This window comes from Flavobacterium sp. FlaQc-28 (assembly GCF_044007415.1).
Classification (GTDB): Bacteria; Bacteroidota; Bacteroidia; order Flavobacteriales; family Flavobacteriaceae; genus Flavobacterium.
Map to the genome: position 1 here is coordinate 181,197 of NZ_JBIPCM010000006.1, position 23,313 is coordinate 204,509.

Here is a 23,313-nt window from a genome sequence, read left to right on the forward strand (position 1 = left end):
AATAGTTGTATATACAAATGTTGTGTTAATTTTTTGTTAATTGAAATAAAACGAAATAACAAGTTCATAAACTCGATATAATCAGTATAAAAATAGAGTAAAATTTTAGTTTAAAATGTTGCTGTATTGATATTTAACGATTGTTTAAAATTAAAGGGAAGAGGTAAGATTATTTTTTTTGGAGTTCTAAAGTTGTAACGTAAAGTAAACCCGACAGTCCCGAAGCTTCGGAATTAAACTTGTCGGGTTTGAATATCAAAGTGTGAAGGAGTTTACATTAAAAGGAATGATTAATTTAGAAGAAGATATAAAGCAGCAGCTAAACTAGATCCAATTATTGGTCCTACAATTGGAATCCAGGCGTATCCCCAATTGCTGCTTCCTTTTATAGGTAATATAGTGTGCATAATTCTTGGGCCTAAATCTCTTGCCGGATTTATGGCGTAACCCGTGGTTCCTCCAAGAGATAAACCAATTACCCATACCAATATTGCTACTGGAAGTGCTCCAATGGTTCCTAAACCAATTACAGCATTAGAATCAGTTGCAATTTTTAAACTTGGTCCGGCAATATAAAAGATTGTAAAAATTAAAACGAAAGTTGCAATTATCTCACTGATTAAGTTGGATACATTGTTTTTGATTGCTGGTGATGTAGAGAAACAGGCGAGTTTTGTTCCTTCATCTTCTGTTATTGCAAAATGATCTTTATGAGATAACCAGACTAAAAAGGCTCCTGCCATTGCACCAATCATTTGAGCCAGAACATAAGCAGGAACTAAATTCCAATCAAATTTGCCAATAAGAGCCAAACCGAGCGTAACAATAGGATTTAAATGAGCGCCGCTAATTGGTCTGGCAACAGTTACGCCTACAAAAACAGCAAATGCCCAAGCTGTTGTGATAACAATCCAACCTGAGTTATTTCCTTTAGTGTCTTTAAGTACAACGTTTGCAACAACGCCGTTTCCTAGTAAAATCATTAACATCGTGCCTAAAATTTCTGCTGTAAAAGGAGTCATATTTTTGTTTTTTAATTTTATTCTTCAATCCAGTCTGATGCACGTCCAATGGCCTTATTCCAGTTTTTTACCAATTTATTCACTTCTGGTTTTGGCATTTGTGGAGAAAATACGCGATCGATTGACCATTGTTCTTTTAGATCGTTTAAGCTTGACCAGTATCCTACAGCAAGTCCAGCTAAATATGCGGCACCCAAAGCTGTAGTTTCGAGTGTTTTTGGTCTTGTAACGGTTTTTCCATAAATGTCTGACTGAAATTGCATTAGTAAATTATTGGTTGCTGCACCGCCATCCACTCTTAATTCTTTTCCTTTTCCTCCATAATCTGCTTCCATAGCTTTTAGCAAATCATTAACCTGATAAGCAATTCCTTCTAAAGTAGCTCGGGCAATATGTGCACTGGTAGTTCCTCTTGTTATTCCAAAAATTGCACCTCTAGCATATTGATCCCAATGGGGAGCTCCTAAACCAGTTAGTGCTGGAACAAAATAAACACCTCCGTTATCAAGAACACTGGCTGCCAGAGTTTCTATTTCTTCTGATGTGTTAATCATTTTTGCACCATCTCTTAACCATTGCACAGCTGCACCTCCAACAAAAACACTTCCTTCTAAAGCATAGGTTGTTTTGCCTTTAATTTTCCAGGCTACAGTAGTCAATAAATGGTTTGTGGAACGAATTGGCTTTGTCCCCGTATTCATTAACACAAAACAGCCAGTTCCATAAGTATTCTTTATCATTCCTGAAGTTGTACACAACTGACCAAAAAGTGCTGCTTGTTGATCTCCTGCAACACCGGCAATAGGAATTTTTGTTGAAAATAGGGTAGTAGAGGTCTCGCCATAAATGGTACTGCTTTCTTTTACTTCAGGCAGCATGGCTCTTGGAATATCAAAAAGTTCTAATAACTCATCATCCCATTCTAAAGTGTGTATATTGAATAGTAAAGTTCTGCTGGCATTAGAAACATCCGTCATAAATAATTTACTTCGGGTTAATTTCCATATAAGCCAAGTGTCTACAGTTCCAAAACAAAGTTTTCCTTCTTCCGCTTTTTTTCGTGCTCCGGGAACGTTATCTAAAATCCATTTTACTTTAGTTCCAGAAAAATAGGCATCCAGAAGTAATCCGGTTTTTGTCTGAATCATTTCGGCATGTCCTTGTGCTTTTAGTTTGTCACAATATTTTGCAGTTCTGCGATCTTGCCAAACAATAGCATTGTATACAGGTTCACTGGTTTCCCTGTCCCAAACAATAGTAGTTTCTCGCTGATTGGTGATGCCAATTGCAGCTATTTCTCTGCCCGAAATTCCAACTTTAGCAATTACTTCTGCGGCTACACTAATTTGAGAAGACCAAATTTCGTTTGGGTTATGTTCAACCCATCCTGGTTTTGGAAAAATTTGCTTAAAAGTTTTTTGCGAAATGCTTACAATTTCTCCTCCATGATTAAAGACTATAGCTCTAGAAGAAGTTGTTCCTTGATCAAGCGCCAGAATTAGTTTATTTTGCATGACTTATATTTTCTTAAGTTAGTAAAAGTCTATTGAAATTCTTTTAAAAGAAAACCTTTCGAAATTCCTTTAAAATTTGAAATCTCTTTGTGTATCCAAGCTTCATCATGTCCGAGTTCTTTTGCTAATACTCTTGCCACTTTTTCTGAAGATTCAATTGCTGCTCTAGCATCTAAGAACAACAAGCGTACACGTCTTGCTAGAATATCATCAACAGTTCTTGCCATTTCATATCGAATTGCCCAAACGACTTCTGCCATTGTAAATTCATGATCAGAATGAAGTTTCTCTTTTAAGTCGGGTTCGTTTTTTTGCAATTCTAGTATTTCAGGAAGATCTGAGCCATAGATGTACATATGATTCATTCTGTTTAAAGTCGTAGTAGGTTTATTTCCATGAATAGAAAGATGTTCTGTAACACAAGGTTTATTGGGTAATTTGCCTTTTTTGATTGCTTTATTTATAATGTCTTCCGCAATTTTTCTGTATGTTGTCCATTTGCCTCCGGTAATTGTTATTAAACCGGTTTCAGAAACAATGATTTTATGACTTCGAGAAACTTCTTTGGTACTTTTTCCTTCCTCTTCTGGAGCAGCTAAAGGTCTGAGGCCTGCGAAAACAGATAAAACGTCAGCCCTTGTTGGTTTTTTGGCTAGAAAACGCTGTGCATTTTCCAATACAAATTCAATTTCGCTTTCAAGAGCAATAGGTTCCAGACTGTGTTTTCTAATTAAGGTATCAGTTGTACCCACTACAATTCTGTTGTGCCAAGGTACCGCAAATAAAACCCGTCCGTCACTTGTTTTAGGAATCATTAAAGCGTGATCGCTTGGCAAAAATGATTTGTCAAATACAAGATGAATTCCTTGACTAGGAACAATATATTTCTTGTAAACCGTATCGTTCAGTTTCATAATGGCATTTGTAAAAACGCCGGTTGCATTAATAATTGCTGTACCTTTTATTTCGTAATGATCACCAGTTTCATGATCTATTGCTTCAACACCAATAATTTGGTTATTATCATCTTTTAATAAGTTTACAACTTTAGAATAATTTAAAAGACAAGCTCCTTTTTCTACTGCAGTTTGAGCAATGTTTATAGCCAAACGTGAATCATCAAATTGTCCGTCATGGTAAATAACGCCATTTACCAAACCTTTTTCTTCTACTGTTGGCAGCATTTCGATTGTTTTTTTCTTCGAAATATATTTTGATCGGCCTAAGCTTAAGCGTCCCGCCAATAAATCATAAATAGTCAATCCAGTGGTATAAAACAGTCCGCCCCACCAATTATAATTCGGAATTACAAAAGATTGATTTTTAACTAAGTGACCAGCATTTTTGGCTAATAAACCTCTTTCTTTTAAGGCTTCTATAACTAAGTGTATATTTCCCTGTTCTAAATAGCGAACTCCGCCGTGAACTAATTTAGTACTTCTGCTTGAAGTTCCTTTTGCAAAATCGACTGCTTCAAGTAAGATTGTTTTATAACCTCTGCTTGCCGCATCAAGAGCAGTTCCAAGACCGCTTGCTCCACCACCAATTATAATTACATCCCACTGTTGGGTATTTTTTAATTTCGACAATTGCTCTGAACGTTTCATAATAGTATCGATTTATTGGAGTTTTTTGTAAGATAAAATCTTGTATAGTAAACTTAATAAAACTTAATGAAACAAAAATGCAGAAATACTCTTAATAAGAAAATTTGTCTTTATAGAAGCTGCGAACCTAAGTTCTGGAAAAAAGGAAACCCGACAAATTTCGAAATCTGCCGGGTTTATACTATGTGGAAAGAATTTTATTTAATGTGGAAGTTTGTCTTTAATCAAACCATAAAACCAAGTTCCAGCGATGGCACTTAATAAGGTTACTGCAATTACAGTTGCGCCAGTACCAATTTGAGCGAAAAGCGGCCCAGGACAAGCTCCAGTTATTGCCCATCCAAAACCAAATAATAAACCGCCGTAGATTTGTCCTTTACTGAAAGTCTTTGGCTGAATTTCGATTTTTTCGCCTTGAAGGGTTTTAATATTGAATTTTTTAATGATAAAAACAGATATTACGCCAACAACAACAGCACTTCCAATTACACCATACATGAAGAAAGATTGTAAGTGAAACATTTCCTGAATACGGAACCAGCTGATGATTTCGGCTTTTACGAATACAATTCCAAAAAGAATTCCAACAATAAGATATTTAAGGTTTGCAAATCCAGAATCTTTTATTTGACTTCCGTTGATTCCTTCTGTGTCTGTATTTTTATTTTCTAAATTGCTCATTTTTGAAATTTTAAAGTGAAAGAATATAAGGTAAAATCAAAAGTGACATTACAAAACCGCCAATCATAAAACAGATTGTTGCTACTAATGAAGGCCATTGTAAATTTGAAATTCCCATAATGGCGTGTCCGCTCGTGCATCCGCCGGCATAACGCGTTCCAAAGCCAACTAAAAATCCGCCTACAACAATCATTACAAATCCGCGAAGCGTTAATAAACTTTCCCAAGAAAATAATTGTGCAGGAACTAAACCAGAATGATCTGTGATTCCGTAAGTCGCTAATTGCTCTGAAAGTTCAGGAGTAATTTGAACAGGATTTGGATTTGAAAGGAAATTAGCTGTGATAACTCCGCCAAGAAAAATTCCAAAAACGAAGAATAAATTCCAGCTTTCTTTTTTCCAATCGTATTTAAAAAACGAAATATTTGCCGGAATACAAGCCGCACAAATATGACGAAGCGAAGAACTAATCCCGAAAGATTTATTTCCGATAATCAATAAAATAGGAACGGTTAAACCAATCAATGGGCCTGAAACGTACCAAGGCCAAGGTTCTTTTAAAATTTCTAACATATTTTTAAGGTTCAAAGGTTCAAAGGTTCAAAGGTTCATAGGGGCAGAGGTTCAAAGGTTCAGATTCAAAGAAATAACTTTGTTCCTTTGAACCTTTTCCTCTCTGTACCTCAAATTTATTTTAATATTTTACTCTGACAAACAAAATCTGACTTTGGAATATCTGTTTTTGAGATCGCTCCAAAACCGCCGTCAATTTCAGAAAAATTTCTAAATCCGCGTGCTTGTAAAATCGATGCTGCAATCATACTGCGGTAACCGCCGGCACAATGCAGATAAAAATGTTCATTTGGGTTAATGTCTTTTACCCAGTCATTAATATAGGCAAGAGGTTTGCTGTAAGCATCTTCAATATGTTCAGCTTCATATTCAGTTTCCTTTCGAACATCAATAACTTTATCTTCTTTAAGGTTGAATTCTTTTGAAAATTGTTCTGCTGAGATTCTGTTTACAGTATCAATTTCAAAACCAGCTTTCTGCCAAGCTTCAAAACCGCCTTCTAAATGTCCGATAATCGAATCGAAACCTACGCGGCTTAAACGCGTAACCGTTTCTTCTTCAAGACCTACTTCGGTTATCAATATAATAGGTTGTTTTACATCGCCAATTAAAGTTCCAACCCACGGCGCAAAATCGCCATTGATTCCAATATTAATAGACTGTGGAATAAATCCTTTTGCAAAATCACCGCTTTTGCGAGTATCTAAAATCAAAGCTCCAGTTTCTTCGGCAACAGCCTCAAATTCTTCGACTTTAATTGCTTTCATTCCGTTATGTAAAACCGTTTCAAAGCTTTCGTAACCGCCTTTGTTCATTGCCACATTCATGCTGAAATAAGCAGGAGGAGGCAATAAACCATCAGTAACTTCCTTAATAAACTCTTCTTCGGTCATATTGGCGCGCAAAGCATAATTGGTTGCTTTTTGATTTCCTATGGTCGAAACGGTTTCTTTGCTCATGTTTTTTCCGCAGGCACTTCCGGCACCATGCGCTGGATAAACAATTACATCATCTGCAAGAGTCATTATTTTATTTCTCAGCGAATGATACAAAATTCCTGCTAGCTGATCTTGAGTCATTCCTGCCGCTTTTTGAGCTAAATCAGGACGTCCAACATCACCTATAAACAAAGTGTCTCCAGAAAAAATAGCGTGATCTTTTCCGTTTTCGTCAATCAGTAAAAAAGTAGCGCTTTCCATAGTATGCCCAGGAGTGTGAAGTACTTTTATGGTTACTTTCCCAACTTTAAATTCCTGACCGTCTTTTGCAGAAATGCAGTCAAATTCGCAGGCAGCATTTGGTCCGTAAACAATTGGTGCTTTCGTTTCTTTGCTTAAATCAATATGTCCTGAAACAAAATCGGCGTGAAAATGCGTTTCGAAAATGTATTTCAATTTTACTTGATCGCGTTCAAGACGATCCAAATAAGGCTGGATTTCTCGTAACGGGTCAATAATCGCGGCTTCGCCGTTTGAAGTAATATAATAAGCACCTTGTGCAAGGCATCCGGTGTAAATTTGTTCTATTTTCATGATATGAATTCTAAAAATATAGGGAAGACAAAGGTAACCTAGTTTTTTCTTAAAATGGGTGACTAATGTTACAGAAATTTGATTTTAGCGAAAAAACTTAAAATTAAATTTGAGTATTAAATGCCGTGAAAGTCAATTTAATTAAGGAAAGCATTTTGTAATTTTACGGAATTACGAAAATTATTGATATGAACACATCAGCCTTATTAGATCAAATTGCTTTTATAAAAGAAATTGATAAAGTAAAATACATTCAGCGCAAGACAAAATTATTCAACAGCGATCGATGCGAAAATGATGCTGAACACAGCTGGCATTTAGCTTTAATGACGATTGTTTTGGCAGAACACTCAAATGAGCCAATTGATGTTTTAAAAGTAGTAAAAATGGTTTTGATACATGATATTGTAGAAATTGATGCAGGTGATGTTTTTATATATGATACGGTAAAAAGTCATGATAATACGGATGAGGAACGATTGGCGGCGAATCGCATTTTTGGTTTACTTCCAAAAAGTCAAGCAGAAGAATTAATTTCTATTTGGGAAGAATTTGAAGCTGGAGAAACCAACGAAGCGAAATTCGCAAGATCAATGGACAGATTAGAGCCTTTATTGCAGAACACATCTAATAACGGCGGAACATGGAAAGAGTTTGACGTGAATTATGATAAGGTTTACGAGAAAAAAAGTGTAATTAAAAATGGTTCAACTTCTTTATGGAATTACGCAGAAGGCTTAATTAATGAAAGTGTTGAAAAAGGAATTTTGAAGAAAGAATAAAATGCTTTACACAATCTTGTCATTTCGACGAAGGAGAAATCACACTAGTAACTCTGCAACGTAAACCCAATCTTTGTTGATTATCGCGTATGATTTCTCCTTCGTCGAAATGACAAACTTTGGTTAGATTGTAATAAATCATAAGTGTAATTCATACTTTTAAATTGTTGAAAAGTTTAACGAATATTGGGAGATAAACTTTTTTTTAAGAGGCTTTGTTCGGGTTGTAATGGTTAAATTTGTGGAACTTCATAAACAAATTACCAATTATGGAAGAAATGCTCTTTTATGACCGAATGCAATTTGCCTTCACCATTACTTTTCATTATCTTTTTCCACAGCTTACAATGGGACTTTCTTTGATCATTGTGTACTTCAAATGGAAATATTTAAAAACTAAAAACGAACAATACAATCACGCCACCCATTTTTGGATGAAAATCTTCGCCCTCAATTTTGCAATGGGTGTTGTAACGGGAATTCCAATGGAGTTTCAGTTTGGAACCAATTGGGCAAAATTCTCCGAATTAACGGGAGGAATTATTGGTCAGACGCTTGCGATGGAAGGAATGTTTTCATTCTTTTTAGAATCTTCTTTTCTAGGTATATTTTTATTTGGCGAAAAACTTCTTGGGCATAAATGGCATTTTGTAACCGGATTATTAATTTGTATTGGTTCATGGGCCAGCGGATTTTTAATTATCGCGACACATTCATGGATGCAGAATCCTGTAGGTTATGAAATTCTCGAAAACGGAAAATTTGTACTTAATAATTTTCAAGCTTTGTTTTTAAATCCTTGGCTTTGGCCTTCTTATCTTCACAATCAGGCGGCTTCTATGGTAACAAGTTCTTTTGTTGTTGCTGGAATTGGAGCTTTTTATATTTTAAGTAATAAGAATGCTTCTTTTGGAAAATTGTTCTTGAAAACAGGAGTGATTTTTGGATTGATTTCGAGTATAATTGTTGCAATACCAACAGGTGATTTACTGGCAAAAAATGTCGTGAAATATCAGCCCGTAACTTTTGCTGCAATGGAAGGAATTTTTCATACAGAAAAGAAAGGTTCTGAAATTGTTTTAATAGGTCAGCCTGATGTAAAAGACAAAAAATTGGATAATAAAATTGCAGTTCCTAATATTTTAAGTTTCCTGACTTATGGAAACTGGGAGCAGGAAATAAAAGGTTTGGATCAGTTTGAAGAAGATTTACATCCAACTAATATTTCTGGATTATATTATGCCTATCATATTATGGTGGGACTTGGAACGGTGTTTATTGGTTTAATGATGATTTCACTTTTTCAATTAATCAGAGGAAAATTGTTTGAAACCAAATGGATTTTGTGGTCGTTAATGTTTATGACGCCATTTCCGTACATTGCTAATACAACAGGCTGGTACACGGCCGAATTAGGAAGACAGCCTTGGCTTGTTTACAATTTAATGCGAACTGCAGCTGGTGCTTCGCCAACAGTTTCATCTGGTAATACTTTGTTTACATTGCTTGGTTTTATTGGTTTATATCTTTTACTTGGAATGTTGTTTTTGCTTTTGATTGGAAAAATTATCAATAAAGGCCCTCATCAAGAAGGCATAACTGAAAATATATAAGTATGGAATTTTTTTGGTACGTAGTTTTAATGGGAATTTTGGCTGTTTATCTGGTTTTAGACGGTTATGATTTTGGAGCAGGAATTATTCATTTATTTTTTGCAAAAACAGAAAAAGATAAAAAAGCAATTACAAGTGCTATTGGTCCGTTTTGGGATGCTAATGAAGTTTGGCTGATTGCGGCGGGAGGTGTTTTGTTTTTTGCTTTTCCAACTTTATATGCTTCTTCTTTCAGCGGATTTTATCTGCCTTTGATTATGATTTTGTGGCTTTTGATTTTTCGTGCAATCGGACTTGAAATGCGCGGGCAGATTCATCATCCAATGTGGGAAACAATTTGGGATAAAGCTTTCGGGATAGCAAGTTTACTTTTGGCGCTTTTCTTCGGGATTGCTTTAGGAAATATTGTTCGTGGTGTAAATCTCGGAATGGTGCAAAACGGTGTTTCTACACAAGAAGCACACTTTTTCTTTCTGCCTTTATGGAATCCAACTTTTAGTCCGCAGGCAAGTGAATTGGGAATTATAGATTGGTTTACACTTTTTCTGGGTATTGTGAGCGTCGTGGCGCTAACGATTCATGGTGCAAACTGGATTATTTACAAAACAAATTCAGTTTTGAATCCGCAGCTTAAAAATGTGGTATTTAAGTTGAATATTGTACTCTTGGTTTTAGTTTGCATCTCTTTGCAAATTTGGCATTTTATAGAACCTAAACCGTTTCATAATTTCATAGAAAATCCTATTCTTTGGTTTTTTCCGCTTTTGACTTTTGTTGGAATTCTAGGATTGTTTAAAGTGCGTTCGTTTAAAAAAGATGGTCACGGATTTCTGTTTTCAACCTTGTTTTTATTGGGCGGATTTGCTTCAACAGCGGTTTCAATTTTCCCGAATGTTTTACCTTCAACAAATAATGTAAATCCTTCGCTGACAATTTACAATACTGCAGCTCACGAATATGGATTAAATGTTGGATTGAGCTGGTTTTTTATTGCTTTGTTTTTAGTTATAATTTATTTTATTATTCAGTATAAGGTTTTTAGCGGGAAAATGGATGATATTGGATATGGAGAGCATTAAGATGTTTTTATAGCCACGACTCGAGCGATAGCGAATTGGCGAAGCAATTGCACGAATTTTCACGAATTAATTATATGTATAGCCTTCAGTTTTAGCTGGAGGTTTTTTTTATTCATATGTGACAGGCTTTAGCCAAAAAGCGCTAAAAACTATTTAAATTGAAAAAGATAATTGATTTTAAACATGAAGTTATTTTGTTCAGAAAGATAAAAGAGATTCAATTAAATGCTGGATGACCATGTTTTAAATAAACTGGACTATAAAGTTGTTTGATCTTTAAGATATTTTCGCTTTTTTAATTAAAACATTTTATAATAATGGATTACAAAATCAAAAAAGCAAGTCTTGAAGACCTCAACGAAGCAGCAGAACTTTTTAATCTTTATCGTGTTTTTTATCGTCAGGAATCTGATGTCGAAAAAGGAAAAGCATTTCTTAAAGAGCGATTGTTAAATAATGAATCAGACATTTTTCTAGCGGTCACAAACGGAAAAGCTGTAGGCTTTGTACAGCTTTATAAACTATTTCATTACACAAAATTGCAAAAACAATGGCTGCTTAGTGATCTTTTTGTACATCCTGATTATCGTGGTAAAGGATTATCTGTTGCATTAATTGACCGCAGCAAACAATGGTGCGAAGAAACAAATGCCTGCGGTTTGATGTTGGAAACAGAAAAAACAAATGATATAGGCAATCAGTTGTATCCACGTTGTGGGTTTGAATATGACGGATTACATAATTATTATCATTGGTGGCGAACAGATAAATAAACAATAAAGTTTAAGCTGTTGGTTTTGGTTGCTGCTTTAAAATTAAAAGTAATACTATCACGAATATATCAGCCTAAAAAGAATCCGTTTATTTGTCAAAATAAACGGATTTTTTAGTTTCATCTTTGTCAAAGTTTAAAACTTTGACAAAGATTACTCTACAAGTAAACTAAATTGGAAATATTTAAAAAGTTACACAAATCTGTTGAATTTGTGTGAAACTAATACACTTAAAATAAGACTTCTTTTGTAATAATATAAAACCCCATTACGAGAACAAACCAGCCAAAAAGCGGTTTTAATTTTGTTCCGTCTATTTTTTTAGAAAGCTGACTTCCGACAAACATCCCTAAAAGTGCCATTGCTGAAACACCTAATAAAAAAGTATAATCAATAGGAGTTCCAATGTATAAATCGCCACCAAAACCTATTGAAGAATTAATGGTAATAATCAATAATGAAGTTCCTACGGCTTGTTTCATGGGTAAATTGGCAAAGAATAAAAGTGCAGGAATGATTAAAAATCCACCGCCGGCTCCAAGAAATCCTGTTACAATTCCGACCAAAAAGCCAATGAAACTTAATTGCAGATAATTGGTTTCGGCATTTTTTATTTCTGGCTGCGGTTTTCGAATCATCGAAATCGCCGCTGTTATCATCAAAACCGAAAATACAATCATAATCAGAAAATCTTTTGAAACAGAATATGAGGCAATGGAAAATAGGGTAGAAGCAATTTTAGGAAAAATGACTTCACGAATAATCAAAATCGAAATTACAGAGGGTACTGCAAAATAGAATGCCGATTTGAGTTTTAGATTTCCCATTTTATAATGACTGTAACTGCCAAATAAAGCCGTTAAGCCAACAATAAATAAAGAGTACGAAGTTGCTTGTTCTGGATTTACTTTAAACAAATACACTAAAATAGGAATAGTCAAAATAGAACCACCGCCGCCAATTAAGCCTAGTGAAATTCCGATAATGATTGAAGCAAAATAGCCTAAATATTCCATTGTATTTATTTTTATGCAAAGTTGCTTCGGAAATTAGAGATCTACAGTAACATTTATCACAGAAGAATGTTTTTGTTTTTTGCCACTAATTACACGAATTTTCACGAATTTGATTTGTTGAAAAGATTGTCAGTTCGAGCGCCCCGAGGGTTCGGGTAAGAAGCCACAAAGCATTTCGACTTCGCTCAATGTGACAGTATAATTCGTGAAAATTCGTGTAATTGCTTCGCCAGTTCGCTATCGCTCGAGTCGCGGCAAACTTATTTCAAAAGTTCAATTTGATTTCGGTTGAGTTTGACTAAACCTCGCTGTTCCATTTTTTTTAGTAATCTCGAAACAACTTCACGAGATGTATTTAATTCTGTTGCTATTTCCTGATGTGAAAGATTAACTTGTGAACAGCCGCAGGCATCAGAATGTCTTTTTAAGTAAAATTCTAAACGTTCGTCCATAGAACGAAAAGCAATGTTGTCGACAACTTCCAGTACTTCCTCAAAGCGGCTTCTATAAGTTTCGATTACAAATTCGTACCAAGATCTGTGCTCCATCATCCATTTGTCCATCATTTGCAAGGGAATCATCATAACAGAAACGTCTTCGACTACTTTGGCCATAATCTGGCTTTTTTCGCTTTTAGCGGTACAAATCATCGAGATCGCGCAGGCTTGTCCAGGTTGAAGATAATACATTAAAAATTCACCTCCATCTTCGCCTTCGCGATAAATCTTGATTTTTCCTTTAGTGATCAAAACCGTGTTTTTAATGTACTGTCCGGTACGCATTAAAATAGTTCCGGCTTCAAAATCTTGAAGACTTCCGTTTTCTTCAATAGTAGTAATAAGTTCACTGGAGAAATTAGGAAAGGTATTTTTTAAGGAATGTTGCATTGTATCGTCTTTTTTCCTAAAATTTCACAAAATCACACTAATTAATTCGTGAGAATTTGTGAGATTTTAGGCTGGTATTATTGTCAAAATCGAATTAAAAATTATAATTTTTTACAAAGATAATGGATTCTGCTGGCATTAATTGTGGTAAAATTATAATTAACAGGTATTTTACTTAAATGAAAAAATCCTATTTTCTATCGATTTTATAGGTTATATTTTTAAAAATAGTGAGTAAATTTGCCTTTCACTGATTATAATAATTTCTCTAAAACGTTTTCTGAGAATAATAATCGAAATCGCATTTGGTACGTTTTTCATGAGTAGAAACGTCGTAATTTTACAAAAACACATTTATTATGAATTTATCACAAGAAGATTGGGTTAATCAGCTGGCTGCTGACGAGAATGCAGTTATACTGGACGTAAGAACTGAGGACGAATTTAATGATGGCTATATTGAAAATGCTTTAAACATTGATATCAATAAAGGTCAGGGTTTTATTTATGAAATTGAAGAATTAGATAAAAACAAAAATTACTATGTGTATTGTCGTTCTGGAGCTAGAAGTGCCAAAGCTTGTCAGATTATGAACGAATTGGGTATCGAAAATGCCTATAATCTGCTTGGTGGTATACTGGATTGGGAAGGCGAAACCGTACAACCATAAAAGAGAAGAAGAGGCAATTAAAGCCTCTTTTTTCATTATAATGCTATTAATAACCAAATAATAAACAACCAAATTATGAGTTTAATACCCGAAGAATTTGAAATTAAATCCCTGATAAATCAAGATACTTACCTTGTAAATGGAGAATTAAAACATTGGGCAGGACAAACTACGCCTGTGTTTTCAACGATTTCTTCTACAGAAAAATATACGCCTACTTTATTAGGTTCTATACCATTTATGGGAGAAGCTGAAGCTGCAGAAGTTGTTGAAGCTGCAAATAGTGCTTATGATAAAGGACAGGGTTTATGGCCAACAATGAAAGTGGCTGACCGTATTAAGTGTATGGAGAATTTCGTTAAACAAATGAAAGAAACCCGCGAAGAAGTCGTGAAATACTTGATGTGGGAAATTGGAAAATCATTGGGAGATTCTCAAAAGGAGTTTGACAGAACGGTTGAATATATTTACGATACTATAGCAAGTTATAAAGAATTAAACGGACGCAGTTCGCATTTTGAAAAAGTACAAGGTGTAAATGCAATGATTCGACGCGGGCCTCTTGGCGTTGTGTTGTGTCTTGGACCTTACAACTATCCTTTAAACGAAACTTTCTCTTTATTGATTCCAGCTTTAATTATGGGGAATACTGTGATCTTTAAGCCGGCTAAACATGGTGTTTTATGTATTTCGCCATTGTTAGAAGCTTTCAGAAGCAGTTTTCCAAAAGGCGTTATTAATATCGTTTACGGTCGTGGTCGTGAAGTGGCTTCTCCAATTATGAAATCGGGTAAAATTGATGTTCTAGCATTAATTGGAAACAGTAAATCAGCAATTGCTTTGCAGGATCAGCATCCAAATAAAAATAGACTGCGTTTGATTTTAGGTTTAGAAGCTAAAAATCCTGCTATTATTTTACCTGATGCCGATTTAGATTTGGCAATTCAGGAATGTATTACCGGAACTTTATCTTTTAACGGACAAAGATGTACAGCATTAAAAGTTCTATATGTTCATGAATCAATTAGAGAAGAGTTTAATAAAAGATTCTCTGAAAAAGTTGATGCATTGCAATTTGGAAATCCATGGGAAAAAGGAGTGTCGTTAACACCGCTTCCAGAAACAGATAAACCACATTACATTCAAGGATTAATCGACGATGCTGTTCATAAAGGAGCTGAGATCTTGAATGAAAAAGGAGGAAAACACGCAGATAATTTTATTTTTCCGGCCGTTTTATATCCAGTAAACAGCAAAATGCGTGTGTACCATGAAGAACAGTTTGGTCCAGTAGTTCCAATTATTTCTTTTAAAGATATTCAAGAACCTTTAGAAGATATGGCTGAATCAAATTACGGACAGCAGGTAAGTTTGTTCGGAAAAGATATTAAAACTCTTGCGCCGCTTATTGATGCTTTAGTAAACTTAGTTTGCAGAGTAAACCTCAACAGTTCTTGCCAAAGAGGACCAGATGCATTCCCTTTTACAGGTCGTAAAGATTCAGCTGTGGGTACTTTAAGTATTCCAGATGCTTTACGTTCTTTCTCCATTCGTACGTTTGTCGCTTCAAAAGATATCGCTTATAACAATGAAATTCTGCAGGAATTGCTAAACAGCAAAGAATCGAATTTTATAAATACCGATTATATTTTGTAGCATCAAGGTTATATATTAATTGTAGATACCGTCCTTTTCTTTCTAGAATTGGGCGGTTTTTATTTTTAATAGATTCGATAAGAACTAATTAGCTTTGGTGCTATGTATTTTTTAATTGTAATTTTATAAAGTTTTGTAACATTGTTTTGAAAAATGGGTCTTATATAAATCAATTTAAATTATCAAATCAAAAACCAGTTTATGAATAAAAGATTATTGCATTTTGCATTTATTGCTTTTTTGTTTTTGACGCAAACAGGCTTTGCACAAGAACTTTATATGCCTAGAAATATAAAAGAGGCTTACGAAAAAGGAACTCGTTCTATGGACGGAAAGCCTGGAAAAAACTATTGGCAGAATCACGGAAAATATACAATGGATATTACCGTAGATGCTAAAACAAAAGTAGTAAGCGGAACAGAAACTATTGTTTACGAGAATAACAGTGATAAATCATTAGATAATCTTGTTATTCGATTTGTAAATAATCTGCATAAACCAACTTCACCAAGAGGAGGTGATGTAAGCGATGACTTTTTAAGCAGCGGATTAACGATTACTTCTTTAAAAGTGGATAATGAAGTTTATAAAGAAGATGCTAGAAGTTGGGGAACTGTGGGGAATGTAAAACTAAAAAAAGCAATCGCACCAAAATCGAAAGTTATCATTAATATCGATTGGAATTATCCTTTATCAAAAGAAAGCGGAAGAGAAGGGCAAATTGACGAAACTACTTTTTTTGCAGCTTACAGCTATCCTCGAGTTTCGGTTTTTGATGATTATAATGGCTGGGACAGAATACCTCATACAGATCGTCAGGAATTTTACAATGACTTTAATGATTATACTTATTCGGTAAAAGCGCCTAAAAATTATGTGGTTTATGCGACTGGAGATTTTTTAAATCCCGATGAAGTTTTACAGCCTGAGTTTGCTGCACGCTTGAAAAAATCATATGTGACAGATGAAATTCTGCATATAGCAAATGAGCAGGAAATGAAAAGCGGAATCGTAACGAAACAAAACGATTGGAACATCTGGAAATTTGAAGCAAACAATATTACTGATGTTTGTTTTGGTTTAAGCGATCACTATTTATGGGATGCCAGCAGTGTTTTGGTTGATAAAAAAACAAATCGTCGTGCAAGTGTTCAAGCTGCTTATAATATTACAGGAACTGATTTTGTAAATTCGGTTAAAAATAATCAGTTTGCTTTAGATTGGTTTTCAAATAATTGGCCGGGAATTCCATATCCATATTCAAAAATGACAGCTTTTCAAGGTTTTGCAGATATGGAGTACCCAATGATGTGTAACGATTCGCACATGGGAGATCCTCTATTAGCACAATTGGTTCAAGATCATGAAGTAGCACATACTTATTTTCCGTTTTTTATGGGAATCAACGAAACGCGTTATGCTTTTATGGACGAAGGCTGGGCTACAACTTTTGAATATTTGATTAAAATTGCTGAACATGGAAAAGATGAGGCGGATAAATTTTATAAAGGGTTTAGAGTAAAAAAATACATTACCGATTTATCGACAGAAGAAGATCAGCCAATAATTTCAATGTCGACACAAGTTTCTGGAGCAGGATACGGAAACAATTCGTACGGAAAAGCATCTCTATCTTATTTAGCTTTAAAGGATTTGCTTGGAGATGATTTATTTAAAAAGTCGCTTCATCATTATATGGATACTTGGAATGGGAAACATCCAATTCCATGGGACTATTTTTATTCGATGAATACAGGTTCAGGAAAAAATTTGAATTGGTTTTTCAATAACTGGTTTTTTACAAACAATTATATTGATATTTCGATAAAAGAAGTTTCAAAAAATGTTGTTACTATAACAAATTCAGGAGGTTTTGCGATTCCGTTTGATGTAAATGTGATTTATGAAGATAACGCAGCAGAAACGTTTCATCAAACTCCTGCGGTTTGGGAGAAAAATCAAAAGACAGCAAGGATAACGATTAATACTAAAAAGCAAATTAAAAAAGTTACTCTAGACGGTGGCATTTTTATGGATGCGACGCCAATAAATAATAGCTGGTCCGCTAATTAATAAATAAAAACAAGTCGTCTTTCTAAATTTAAGACGGCTTTTTTTTTATTAATTTAGAATAATCTGTTGGGAGTAATTAATTTTAACACATAGAAAAATAGGCTCTTACTTATAAAAAAGGCGTTTCACTTAATTAAAATACACAGAGTATGTCTATGTGAAAGAAATGTGTTTCTTTTTGTATTCTTTTCTAGGCGTAAAATCTATGTTTCTATGTGTTTAAGTAAAATATTTAAGATCCGAGTGAAGCGAATAGACGAAATAATTAAATCTATCATCAGGATTAATGCAGAATTTTTTATTATTCAAAATAAACAAAATCAATTATGAAAATAAGTTTACAGAATATCTTAAGGAAAAAAGAAATCGTGGTATTTGTGCTTTTTATGCTGACCAATTTTGGTTTTGCTCAAAGCAAAACGAAAATTGAAATTGGAACAATTGATAGTGTTTTTTCTAAAGTTTTGAATGAGAATAGAAAAATTTGGATACATCTGCCTAGAAGTGCTCAAAGAACAGGATTTGCAAAACAAAAATATCCAGTTGTTTATCTGCTTGACGGCGATGCGCATTTTACCTCAACAGTTGGAATAATTGAGCAGTTAAGTGAGATTAACGGCAACACAAATTGCCCGGAAATGATTGTTGTCGGAATTACAAATACAAATCGAAATCGTGATTTAACTCCAACACATTCAGATATAGATCTTCCGTTTGTACCTAAAAATTTAAGCGAACAATCTGGTGGCGGAGAAAATTTTGCGGTATTTCTAGAAAAAGAGTTGATTCCATACATAGATAATAAATATCCAACCGCACCTTATAAAATCTTAATAGGACATTCGTTTGGAGGATTAACAGCTCTAAATATCTTAACCAATCATACTCGTTTATTCAATTCATATGTTGCTATTGATCCAAGTATGTGGTGGGATCATCAAAATTTTTTGGCAGTAACAACAAAAAAATTAGAAACTAAGAATTTATCGAATATTTCTCTGTTTATGGCAGCAGCTAACACAATGGATGAAAACATGAATATCGTAAAGGTAAGAAGAGATACTACGGTTTTTACGAGGCACATCAGATCGATTTTAGATTTTAATGATTTTTTAAATAAGAATAAAAAAGGCAATCTTAATTATGATTACAAATATTATAACGACGACAATCATGGTTCAGTGCCTTTAATTGCAACTTACGATGCTATTCGTTTTATATTTAAATTTAATCAATTAAAACTTTCTATACCAGAGCAAATCAATTTCAACAAAACTGTTTTTACTAAAATTGAGAAACATTTTACCGAAGTTTCAAAGCATTTAGGTTACACAGTAAGCGTACCAGAAAGCATGGTTAATACCTATGCGTATCAGTCGCTTGGTAAAAAAGATATGGAATTAGCTGGATATTTATTTAAACTTAATGTTGCCAATTATTCGCAAAGTCCAAATGTTTATGATTCTCTTGGAGATTTTTATACTGCAAACGGTGAGAAGGAAAATGCAATATCTAATTATAAAAAAGTGCTCGTTTTGGATAAAGATTTTCCAGAAACAAAAGAAAAAATAGATCGACTATTGAAATAATTAATCTTTAAAACTAAACTAAAATGTCAGGAGAAAAAGATTTACAGAAACTGCTTAAAAACATGAAGCCAGAACATAACTCTGGTGATTATGTTTTTTGTAAAATTGAAAAAGTTGAGAATATAAATCTAAATGAAATTGAAATGCTTTTTAAGGAGAAAGAGGCTTTTACGCTGATTCTTAAAAAAGAAAATGCTGAAAAATTAAATTTAGAATATTCGGTAGTAATGTCGTGGATAACGCTCTCTGTTCATTCCTCTTTAGAAGCAATTGGATTGACAGCAGCATTTTCTAATGCTCTTTCAGAACATGAAATAAGTTGTAATGTTGTTGCAGCATATTATCATGATCATATTTTTATTGATAAAAAAGATACTGTAAAAGCAATGGAGATTCTAAGTTCGTTTTCTGGGTAATTTTGAAAAAATATTTTCAAATTCATTTTTTTGGGAGTTATAAATATCAATAACGAAAAATTTGTTTTATTGTAAGCCTTTATATTGTTAAAAAGGTAATTAATTGATTGAAATCATAATCGGATACTAAATTAATTGTTACGTTTGCAAGAAAATAAAAAGTAACTTACCTCCCCAAATTAATGAAAAAATTATTACTCTTAGTCGTTCTGCTTATTTCGATGAAAAATGCAGCACAAAATGATGCCAAATGTAAATTTCAAAAAAACAAGTACGAACTGGCACTTTCATATTTGAAAAATTCAGATTACCCAAATGCATTAGATCAATTTTCGATAGCTTCAAAACTTAAGCCTGAAAATGAAATAGGGCAAGAGTCTTTAAAAAGAATTGATACTTTAAAAGAAATTCTTAGAAGTGATATTTTAGAAAAGGCATACGGAACTTGGGTAATGACAGGTGATAAACCAAGTTGGACTATTGAAGCTCAAAATAGTTTTAAAAATAAAACGGTCGATGAGCTGGTAGAAATAAATCAGAATGAAATTTTATTTTTTGAACAAGACCGTAAATCAAAAGTAAAAAAGCTTCTTAAAAAAGAGAATTTGGTTTATTATAATAAAGACAAATCAGATGCTTTGTTCTCTGCAATTATTTTATCAGATGGTACAATCTGGAGCTGTTCTGTTGATGAAAAATCTAAAGTACTGCATGTTGTAAATATTGGAAGACAGAATGAAAATGGTTTTGAAAAAATTACAGATGATAATTTAGAGAAATATTTTTCAAGAATGTAATGTAAATCAATAGTTTAAAAAGTATAAAAAAAGAGAATCTATTAAATGCAGATTCTCTTTTTTTTATTATAAAAACTTAAAGCCGAGCGAGAAGTTTGAAATACCAGTTTTTAAACTTGCACCAGAAGGGTCAAGATCTGATATTCCTGCCAGATAGCGATAATCTAAAGTAAGTTTCCATAAATCAACTCCAACGCCGCCAAGAATACTGCTGTTATTTTTTTCGATTGCAATTAAATTGAGGTTATTGTTTGTTTTAATGCTCGAATAATTTTTCCAGTTGTAACCTGCAAAAATGCGAATATTTCCTAATTTTCCTAATGGAACTACTTTAAAACCCGCAATAAGAGTAGCATCCGTTCCAGATAGTTCATAGTCAGTACTGCTGGCTCCGGTTTGTGAAAGGCTGAATTTAGATTGTGTGTATCCTATTTCTCCCTGACCATAAAAAAGCAGTAAATTTACTCTTGCAAATCCCGCAACACCCATTGCAGTTCCTGAGCTTTTTGAGCTGTAATCACTTGAAATAGGAGAAGTGATGTTGTAAGAAACCTGAGGTCCAAATTGTATCAATTGTGCAAAACTGTTCATACTAACGCATACAAATAATGCTAAAATGAATTTTTTCATAACTGGTTTTTATTTGTTTTTAGATACTATAAAAGTAGAGATTAATTAATTATACTAGAAGTTTTTTCTTTCTTTTTTTTATGAATCATGTTGGTAATTAAATCAATACATTTTAATTGCAGATCAAAAGAAAAGAAAATTGAAAATTCATTTAAATTTGTTTTTCAAATAATATGCAATGGAAATTAAAGAAATAACAGCTTCAGAAACTTGGGATATTAGACACAATGTAATGTGGCCAGATCAACCCTTTGAATTTGTACAACTTGAAGAAGATAATTCAGGATTTCATTTTGGAGTTTTTACAAATAATAAATTGGTTTCTATAGTTTCTTGTTTTATAGCTGGAGAAGAAATGCAGTTTCGAAAATTAGCGACTTTGCAAGAATATCAAGGAAGAGGAACTGCTTCTCAACTTTTGAAATATATTCTGCAGTTTGCAAAAGAAAAGAATATTAAGAAAGTTTGGTGCAATGCCAGAAGCAATAAAAAATCATTTTATGAGAAATTTGGAATGAAAGATACTTTTAAAACTTTTACTAAAGCCGGACAAAAATTTACAATAATGGAAATTACATTTTAATGTGTTTTTTAAGTATTTGATTTGCAGGTAACTAAAATTCGAGCTATCAGTAAAAGTAAGTTTTTTAATAAAACTCTTGAATATTAAAAGAATGAAAACGTTTTCGTCTTGTATAACTGTTAAACCTTGTTAAAAATTCTTTTTTTGTTTTAATACTTTTATTACTTTCGCACCCAAATGAGAAAGTTAATAGTATTTCTAGTATTCATGAATTTGCTTCTGCTGGGCGGAGGCCAATATCTTAATGCTAATACTTTTTCTCATCATCATCTTCAACAGAAACACAGAGTTAAATTTACAAGTCAAGATCGTGGAACTTCAATTATTGAAGATGCAGATATTGATCTTGAAGAAGATCTTCTGGGAAATGATGATACCAATTTACTTACGAACAAGTTTTTTGCTGTTTCGTACAGTTTGGTAGACACTTTGTATCTGGCACTTTCAGATCAGTCTGCTGCGAATGATTCCAATCGTTTAAAAATTTCTACGCCTCTCTTTGGGCATTCAAATCCTATCTATATTACTCAACGAGTATTAAGAATTTGATTTTAAAGTATACATCGGTTACCTAGTCGTGATCTGCATATCTCGTTGATGTATATTTATTTTTTACTTCTTCTTATATGAAAGTTAAGCTCTGACTTAGGCTGGCTGATGCATTTAATCATCCAAAAGGAATTTTTATTCCAAGCATTCAATCGCTTAATTTCCAAACTAAATCATGAAAAGAATTATCTTGTTCACAGGCTTTATGGCCTTAGTGTGCTTAACTAGCTGTACATCTAAAAAAGAAGAGAAAGAAGAAGCAGAAAAATTCACGGTTACAAATCCCGTTAGAATCGACACTTCATTTACTAAAGAATATGTTTCGCAGATTAAATCTGTTCGAAATATCGAAATCCGAGCCCAGGAAAAAGGGTTTTTACAAAACATTTATGTTGATGAAGGGCAATTTGTAAAAAAAGGGCAATTGTTGTTTAGAATTATGCCAAATATGTATCAGGCAGAGTTGCTTAAAGCGCAGGCAGAACAAAAATCAACTGAAATTGAATTACAGAATGCTAAACTTTTAGCAGATAAAAATATCGTTTCTAAAAACGAGTTAAGTGTTGCACAGGCTAAACTGCAATCAGCAAAAGCCGAAGTTTCACTGGCAAAACTTCATTTATCATTTACAGAAATCAGAGCTCCATTTGACGGAACTATCGATAGAATTCCTTTAAAATTAGGAAGTCTTATTGACGAAGGCGAATTATTGACAAGCCTTTCAGACAACAGTCAAATGTTTGCTTATTTCAATGTTACGGAACCAGAATATCTTCAATATCAGACTAACGTTAAAGACCGTGCTGATAATAAAGTAAATTTAGTTTTGGCAAATGGTGAAACATTTAAATATAAAGGAAATGTTGAGGTAATTGAAAGTGAATTTAACAATGAAACTGGAAATATCGCTTTTAGAGCAAGATTCCCAAATTCCGAAAAATTACTTAGAAATGGTGAAACAGGTCAAGTTCAAATGTTCCTGCCTCTTAAAAATGCCATTGTAATTCCTCAAAAAGCTACTTACGAAATTCAGGATAAAAAATATGTCTTTGTTGTAGATAAGAATAACAAAGTGACATCAAGAGAGATTACTATTACAGGTGAAGTTCCTGATTTGTATGTAGTAAGAACTGGTCTAACTGAAAATGATAAAATCTTGCTTGAAGGAGTTCAAAAAGTAAAAGAAAATGATAAAATCAAGTATGAACTCCAATCGCCTAAAGAAGTAATAAATCATTTGCGTACAAAAGCAGAATAGGTTTAATCATT

22 protein-coding genes are annotated in these 23,313 nt (G+C 33.5%); 13 read left to right on the forward strand and 9 right to left on the reverse strand.

Features of this window, described 5'->3' with window-relative positions; translation table 11 throughout:
- Window positions 1–290 precede the first annotated feature (290 nt).
- From ACHRVL_RS16460 to ACHRVL_RS16485, 6 genes are all read right to left on the reverse strand, one after another.
- Window positions 291–1,022: an MIP/aquaporin family protein gene (locus ACHRVL_RS16460; protein WP_395414489.1), complete on the reverse strand. Its 732-nt coding sequence runs from the start codon at window positions 1,020–1,022 to the stop codon at window positions 291–293.
- Between the two features lie 17 nt (window positions 1,023–1,039).
- Window positions 1,040–2,536 (reverse strand): glycerol kinase GlpK, encoded by a 1,497-nt coding sequence (gene glpK / locus ACHRVL_RS16465; protein WP_395414491.1) that lies wholly within the window; start codon window positions 2,534–2,536, stop codon window positions 1,040–1,042.
- Between the two features lie 29 nt (window positions 2,537–2,565).
- Window positions 2,566–4,143 carry an FAD-dependent oxidoreductase gene (locus ACHRVL_RS16470; RefSeq protein ID WP_395414493.1) on the reverse strand — a complete coding sequence of 526 codons (1,578 nt, stop codon included), beginning with the start codon at window positions 4,141–4,143 and terminating at the stop codon, window positions 2,566–2,568.
- 201 nt (window positions 4,144–4,344) lie between these two features.
- Window positions 4,345–4,824 (reverse strand): DUF6691 family protein, encoded by a 480-nt coding sequence (locus tag ACHRVL_RS16475; protein ID WP_129024289.1) that lies wholly within the window; start codon window positions 4,822–4,824, stop codon window positions 4,345–4,347.
- Between the two features lie 10 nt (window positions 4,825–4,834).
- Window positions 4,835–5,398 carry a YeeE/YedE family protein gene (locus tag ACHRVL_RS16480; RefSeq protein ID WP_395414495.1) on the reverse strand — a complete coding sequence of 188 codons (564 nt, stop codon included), beginning with the start codon at window positions 5,396–5,398 and terminating at the stop codon, window positions 4,835–4,837.
- 116 nt (window positions 5,399–5,514) lie between these two features.
- Window positions 5,515–6,930, reverse strand: coding sequence for a rhodanese-like domain-containing protein (locus ACHRVL_RS16485; RefSeq protein WP_395414497.1), 1,416 nt, complete (start codon window positions 6,928–6,930; stop codon window positions 5,515–5,517).
- A 188-nt stretch (window positions 6,931–7,118) separates the two neighbouring features.
- On the opposite strand from ACHRVL_RS16485, the gene ACHRVL_RS16490 reads away from it, so the two are divergent.
- The 4 genes from ACHRVL_RS16490 (at window position 7,119) to ACHRVL_RS16505 (ending at window position 11,177) form a co-directional block, all read left to right on the forward strand.
- Window positions 7,119–7,712 (forward strand): HD family hydrolase, encoded by a 594-nt coding sequence (locus ACHRVL_RS16490; protein ID WP_395414499.1) that lies wholly within the window; start codon window positions 7,119–7,121, stop codon window positions 7,710–7,712.
- 269 nt (window positions 7,713–7,981) lie between these two features.
- A complete protein-coding gene (locus ACHRVL_RS16495) occupies window positions 7,982–9,325 on the forward strand; it encodes a cytochrome ubiquinol oxidase subunit I (RefSeq protein WP_395414501.1) in 1,344 nt (447 codons plus the stop codon).
- A gap of 2 nt (window positions 9,326–9,327) precedes the next feature.
- Window positions 9,328–10,404, forward strand: a complete 1,077-nt coding sequence (gene cydB / locus ACHRVL_RS16500) for a cytochrome d ubiquinol oxidase subunit II (RefSeq protein ID WP_395414504.1) — start codon at window positions 9,328–9,330, stop codon at window positions 10,402–10,404.
- A gap of 317 nt (window positions 10,405–10,721) precedes the next feature.
- Window positions 10,722–11,177 carry a GNAT family N-acetyltransferase gene (locus ACHRVL_RS16505; protein WP_395414507.1) on the forward strand — a complete coding sequence of 152 codons (456 nt, stop codon included), beginning with the start codon at window positions 10,722–10,724 and terminating at the stop codon, window positions 11,175–11,177.
- A 230-nt stretch (window positions 11,178–11,407) separates the two neighbouring features.
- Here the strand turns inward: ACHRVL_RS16505 and ACHRVL_RS16510 are convergent, their stop codons facing one another.
- Together ACHRVL_RS16510 and ACHRVL_RS16515 are read right to left on the reverse strand one after the other, a co-directional pair.
- Window positions 11,408–12,193: a sulfite exporter TauE/SafE family protein gene (locus ACHRVL_RS16510; RefSeq protein ID WP_395414510.1), complete on the reverse strand. Its 786-nt coding sequence runs from the start codon at window positions 12,191–12,193 to the stop codon at window positions 11,408–11,410.
- 260 nt (window positions 12,194–12,453) lie between these two features.
- Window positions 12,454–13,080 carry a Crp/Fnr family transcriptional regulator gene (locus ACHRVL_RS16515; protein ID WP_395414513.1) on the reverse strand — a complete coding sequence of 209 codons (627 nt, stop codon included), beginning with the start codon at window positions 13,078–13,080 and terminating at the stop codon, window positions 12,454–12,456.
- Between the two features lie 359 nt (window positions 13,081–13,439).
- Here ACHRVL_RS16515 and ACHRVL_RS16520 point away from each other — a divergent pair, with 359 nt between their 5' ends.
- The 6 genes from ACHRVL_RS16520 to ACHRVL_RS16545 all read left to right on the forward strand — a co-directional run bounded on the left by ACHRVL_RS16520 (window position 13,440) and on the right by ACHRVL_RS16545 (window position 20,282).
- Window positions 13,440–13,751: a rhodanese-like domain-containing protein gene (locus ACHRVL_RS16520; protein ID WP_071634709.1), complete on the forward strand. Its 312-nt coding sequence runs from the start codon at window positions 13,440–13,442 to the stop codon at window positions 13,749–13,751.
- Between the two features lie 75 nt (window positions 13,752–13,826).
- Entirely contained in the window at window positions 13,827–15,407 is a 1,581-nt protein-coding gene (locus tag ACHRVL_RS16525) for an NADP-dependent glyceraldehyde-3-phosphate dehydrogenase (RefSeq protein WP_395414516.1), read from the forward strand.
- A 201-nt stretch (window positions 15,408–15,608) separates the two neighbouring features.
- Window positions 15,609–17,480, forward strand: a complete 1,872-nt coding sequence (locus ACHRVL_RS16530; protein WP_395414519.1) for a M1 family metallopeptidase — start codon at window positions 15,609–15,611, stop codon at window positions 17,478–17,480.
- Between the two features lie 326 nt (window positions 17,481–17,806).
- Complete coding sequence (locus ACHRVL_RS16535) at window positions 17,807–19,069, forward strand: alpha/beta hydrolase-fold protein (RefSeq protein WP_395414522.1); 1,263 nt, start codon at window positions 17,807–17,809, stop codon at window positions 19,067–19,069.
- A gap of 23 nt (window positions 19,070–19,092) precedes the next feature.
- Complete coding sequence (locus ACHRVL_RS16540) at window positions 19,093–19,485, forward strand: ACT domain-containing protein (protein ID WP_395414525.1); 393 nt, start codon at window positions 19,093–19,095, stop codon at window positions 19,483–19,485.
- Window positions 19,486–19,667: 182 nt separating this feature from the next.
- Complete coding sequence (locus ACHRVL_RS16545) at window positions 19,668–20,282, forward strand: hypothetical protein (protein WP_395414528.1); 615 nt, start codon at window positions 19,668–19,670, stop codon at window positions 20,280–20,282.
- A 66-nt stretch (window positions 20,283–20,348) separates the two neighbouring features.
- Here ACHRVL_RS16545 and ACHRVL_RS16550 read toward each other — a convergent pair whose 3' ends face one another.
- Window positions 20,349–20,912: an outer membrane beta-barrel protein gene (locus ACHRVL_RS16550; protein WP_395414531.1), complete on the reverse strand. Its 564-nt coding sequence runs from the start codon at window positions 20,910–20,912 to the stop codon at window positions 20,349–20,351.
- Window positions 20,913–21,090: 178 nt separating this feature from the next.
- Here ACHRVL_RS16550 and ACHRVL_RS16555 point away from each other — a divergent pair, with 178 nt between their 5' ends.
- The 3 genes from ACHRVL_RS16555 (at window position 21,091) to ACHRVL_RS16565 (ending at window position 23,302) form a co-directional block, all read left to right on the forward strand.
- Window positions 21,091–21,495 carry a GNAT family N-acetyltransferase gene (locus ACHRVL_RS16555; protein ID WP_395414534.1) on the forward strand — a complete coding sequence of 135 codons (405 nt, stop codon included), beginning with the start codon at window positions 21,091–21,093 and terminating at the stop codon, window positions 21,493–21,495.
- A gap of 177 nt (window positions 21,496–21,672) precedes the next feature.
- On the forward strand, window positions 21,673–22,044 hold the full coding sequence (locus ACHRVL_RS16560) for a hypothetical protein (protein ID WP_089053024.1): 372 nt from the start codon (window positions 21,673–21,675) through the stop codon (window positions 22,042–22,044).
- 175 nt (window positions 22,045–22,219) lie between these two features.
- Window positions 22,220–23,302, forward strand: a complete 1,083-nt coding sequence (locus tag ACHRVL_RS16565) for an efflux RND transporter periplasmic adaptor subunit (RefSeq protein WP_129022805.1) — start codon at window positions 22,220–22,222, stop codon at window positions 23,300–23,302.
- Window positions 23,303–23,313: the final 11 nt, after the last annotated feature.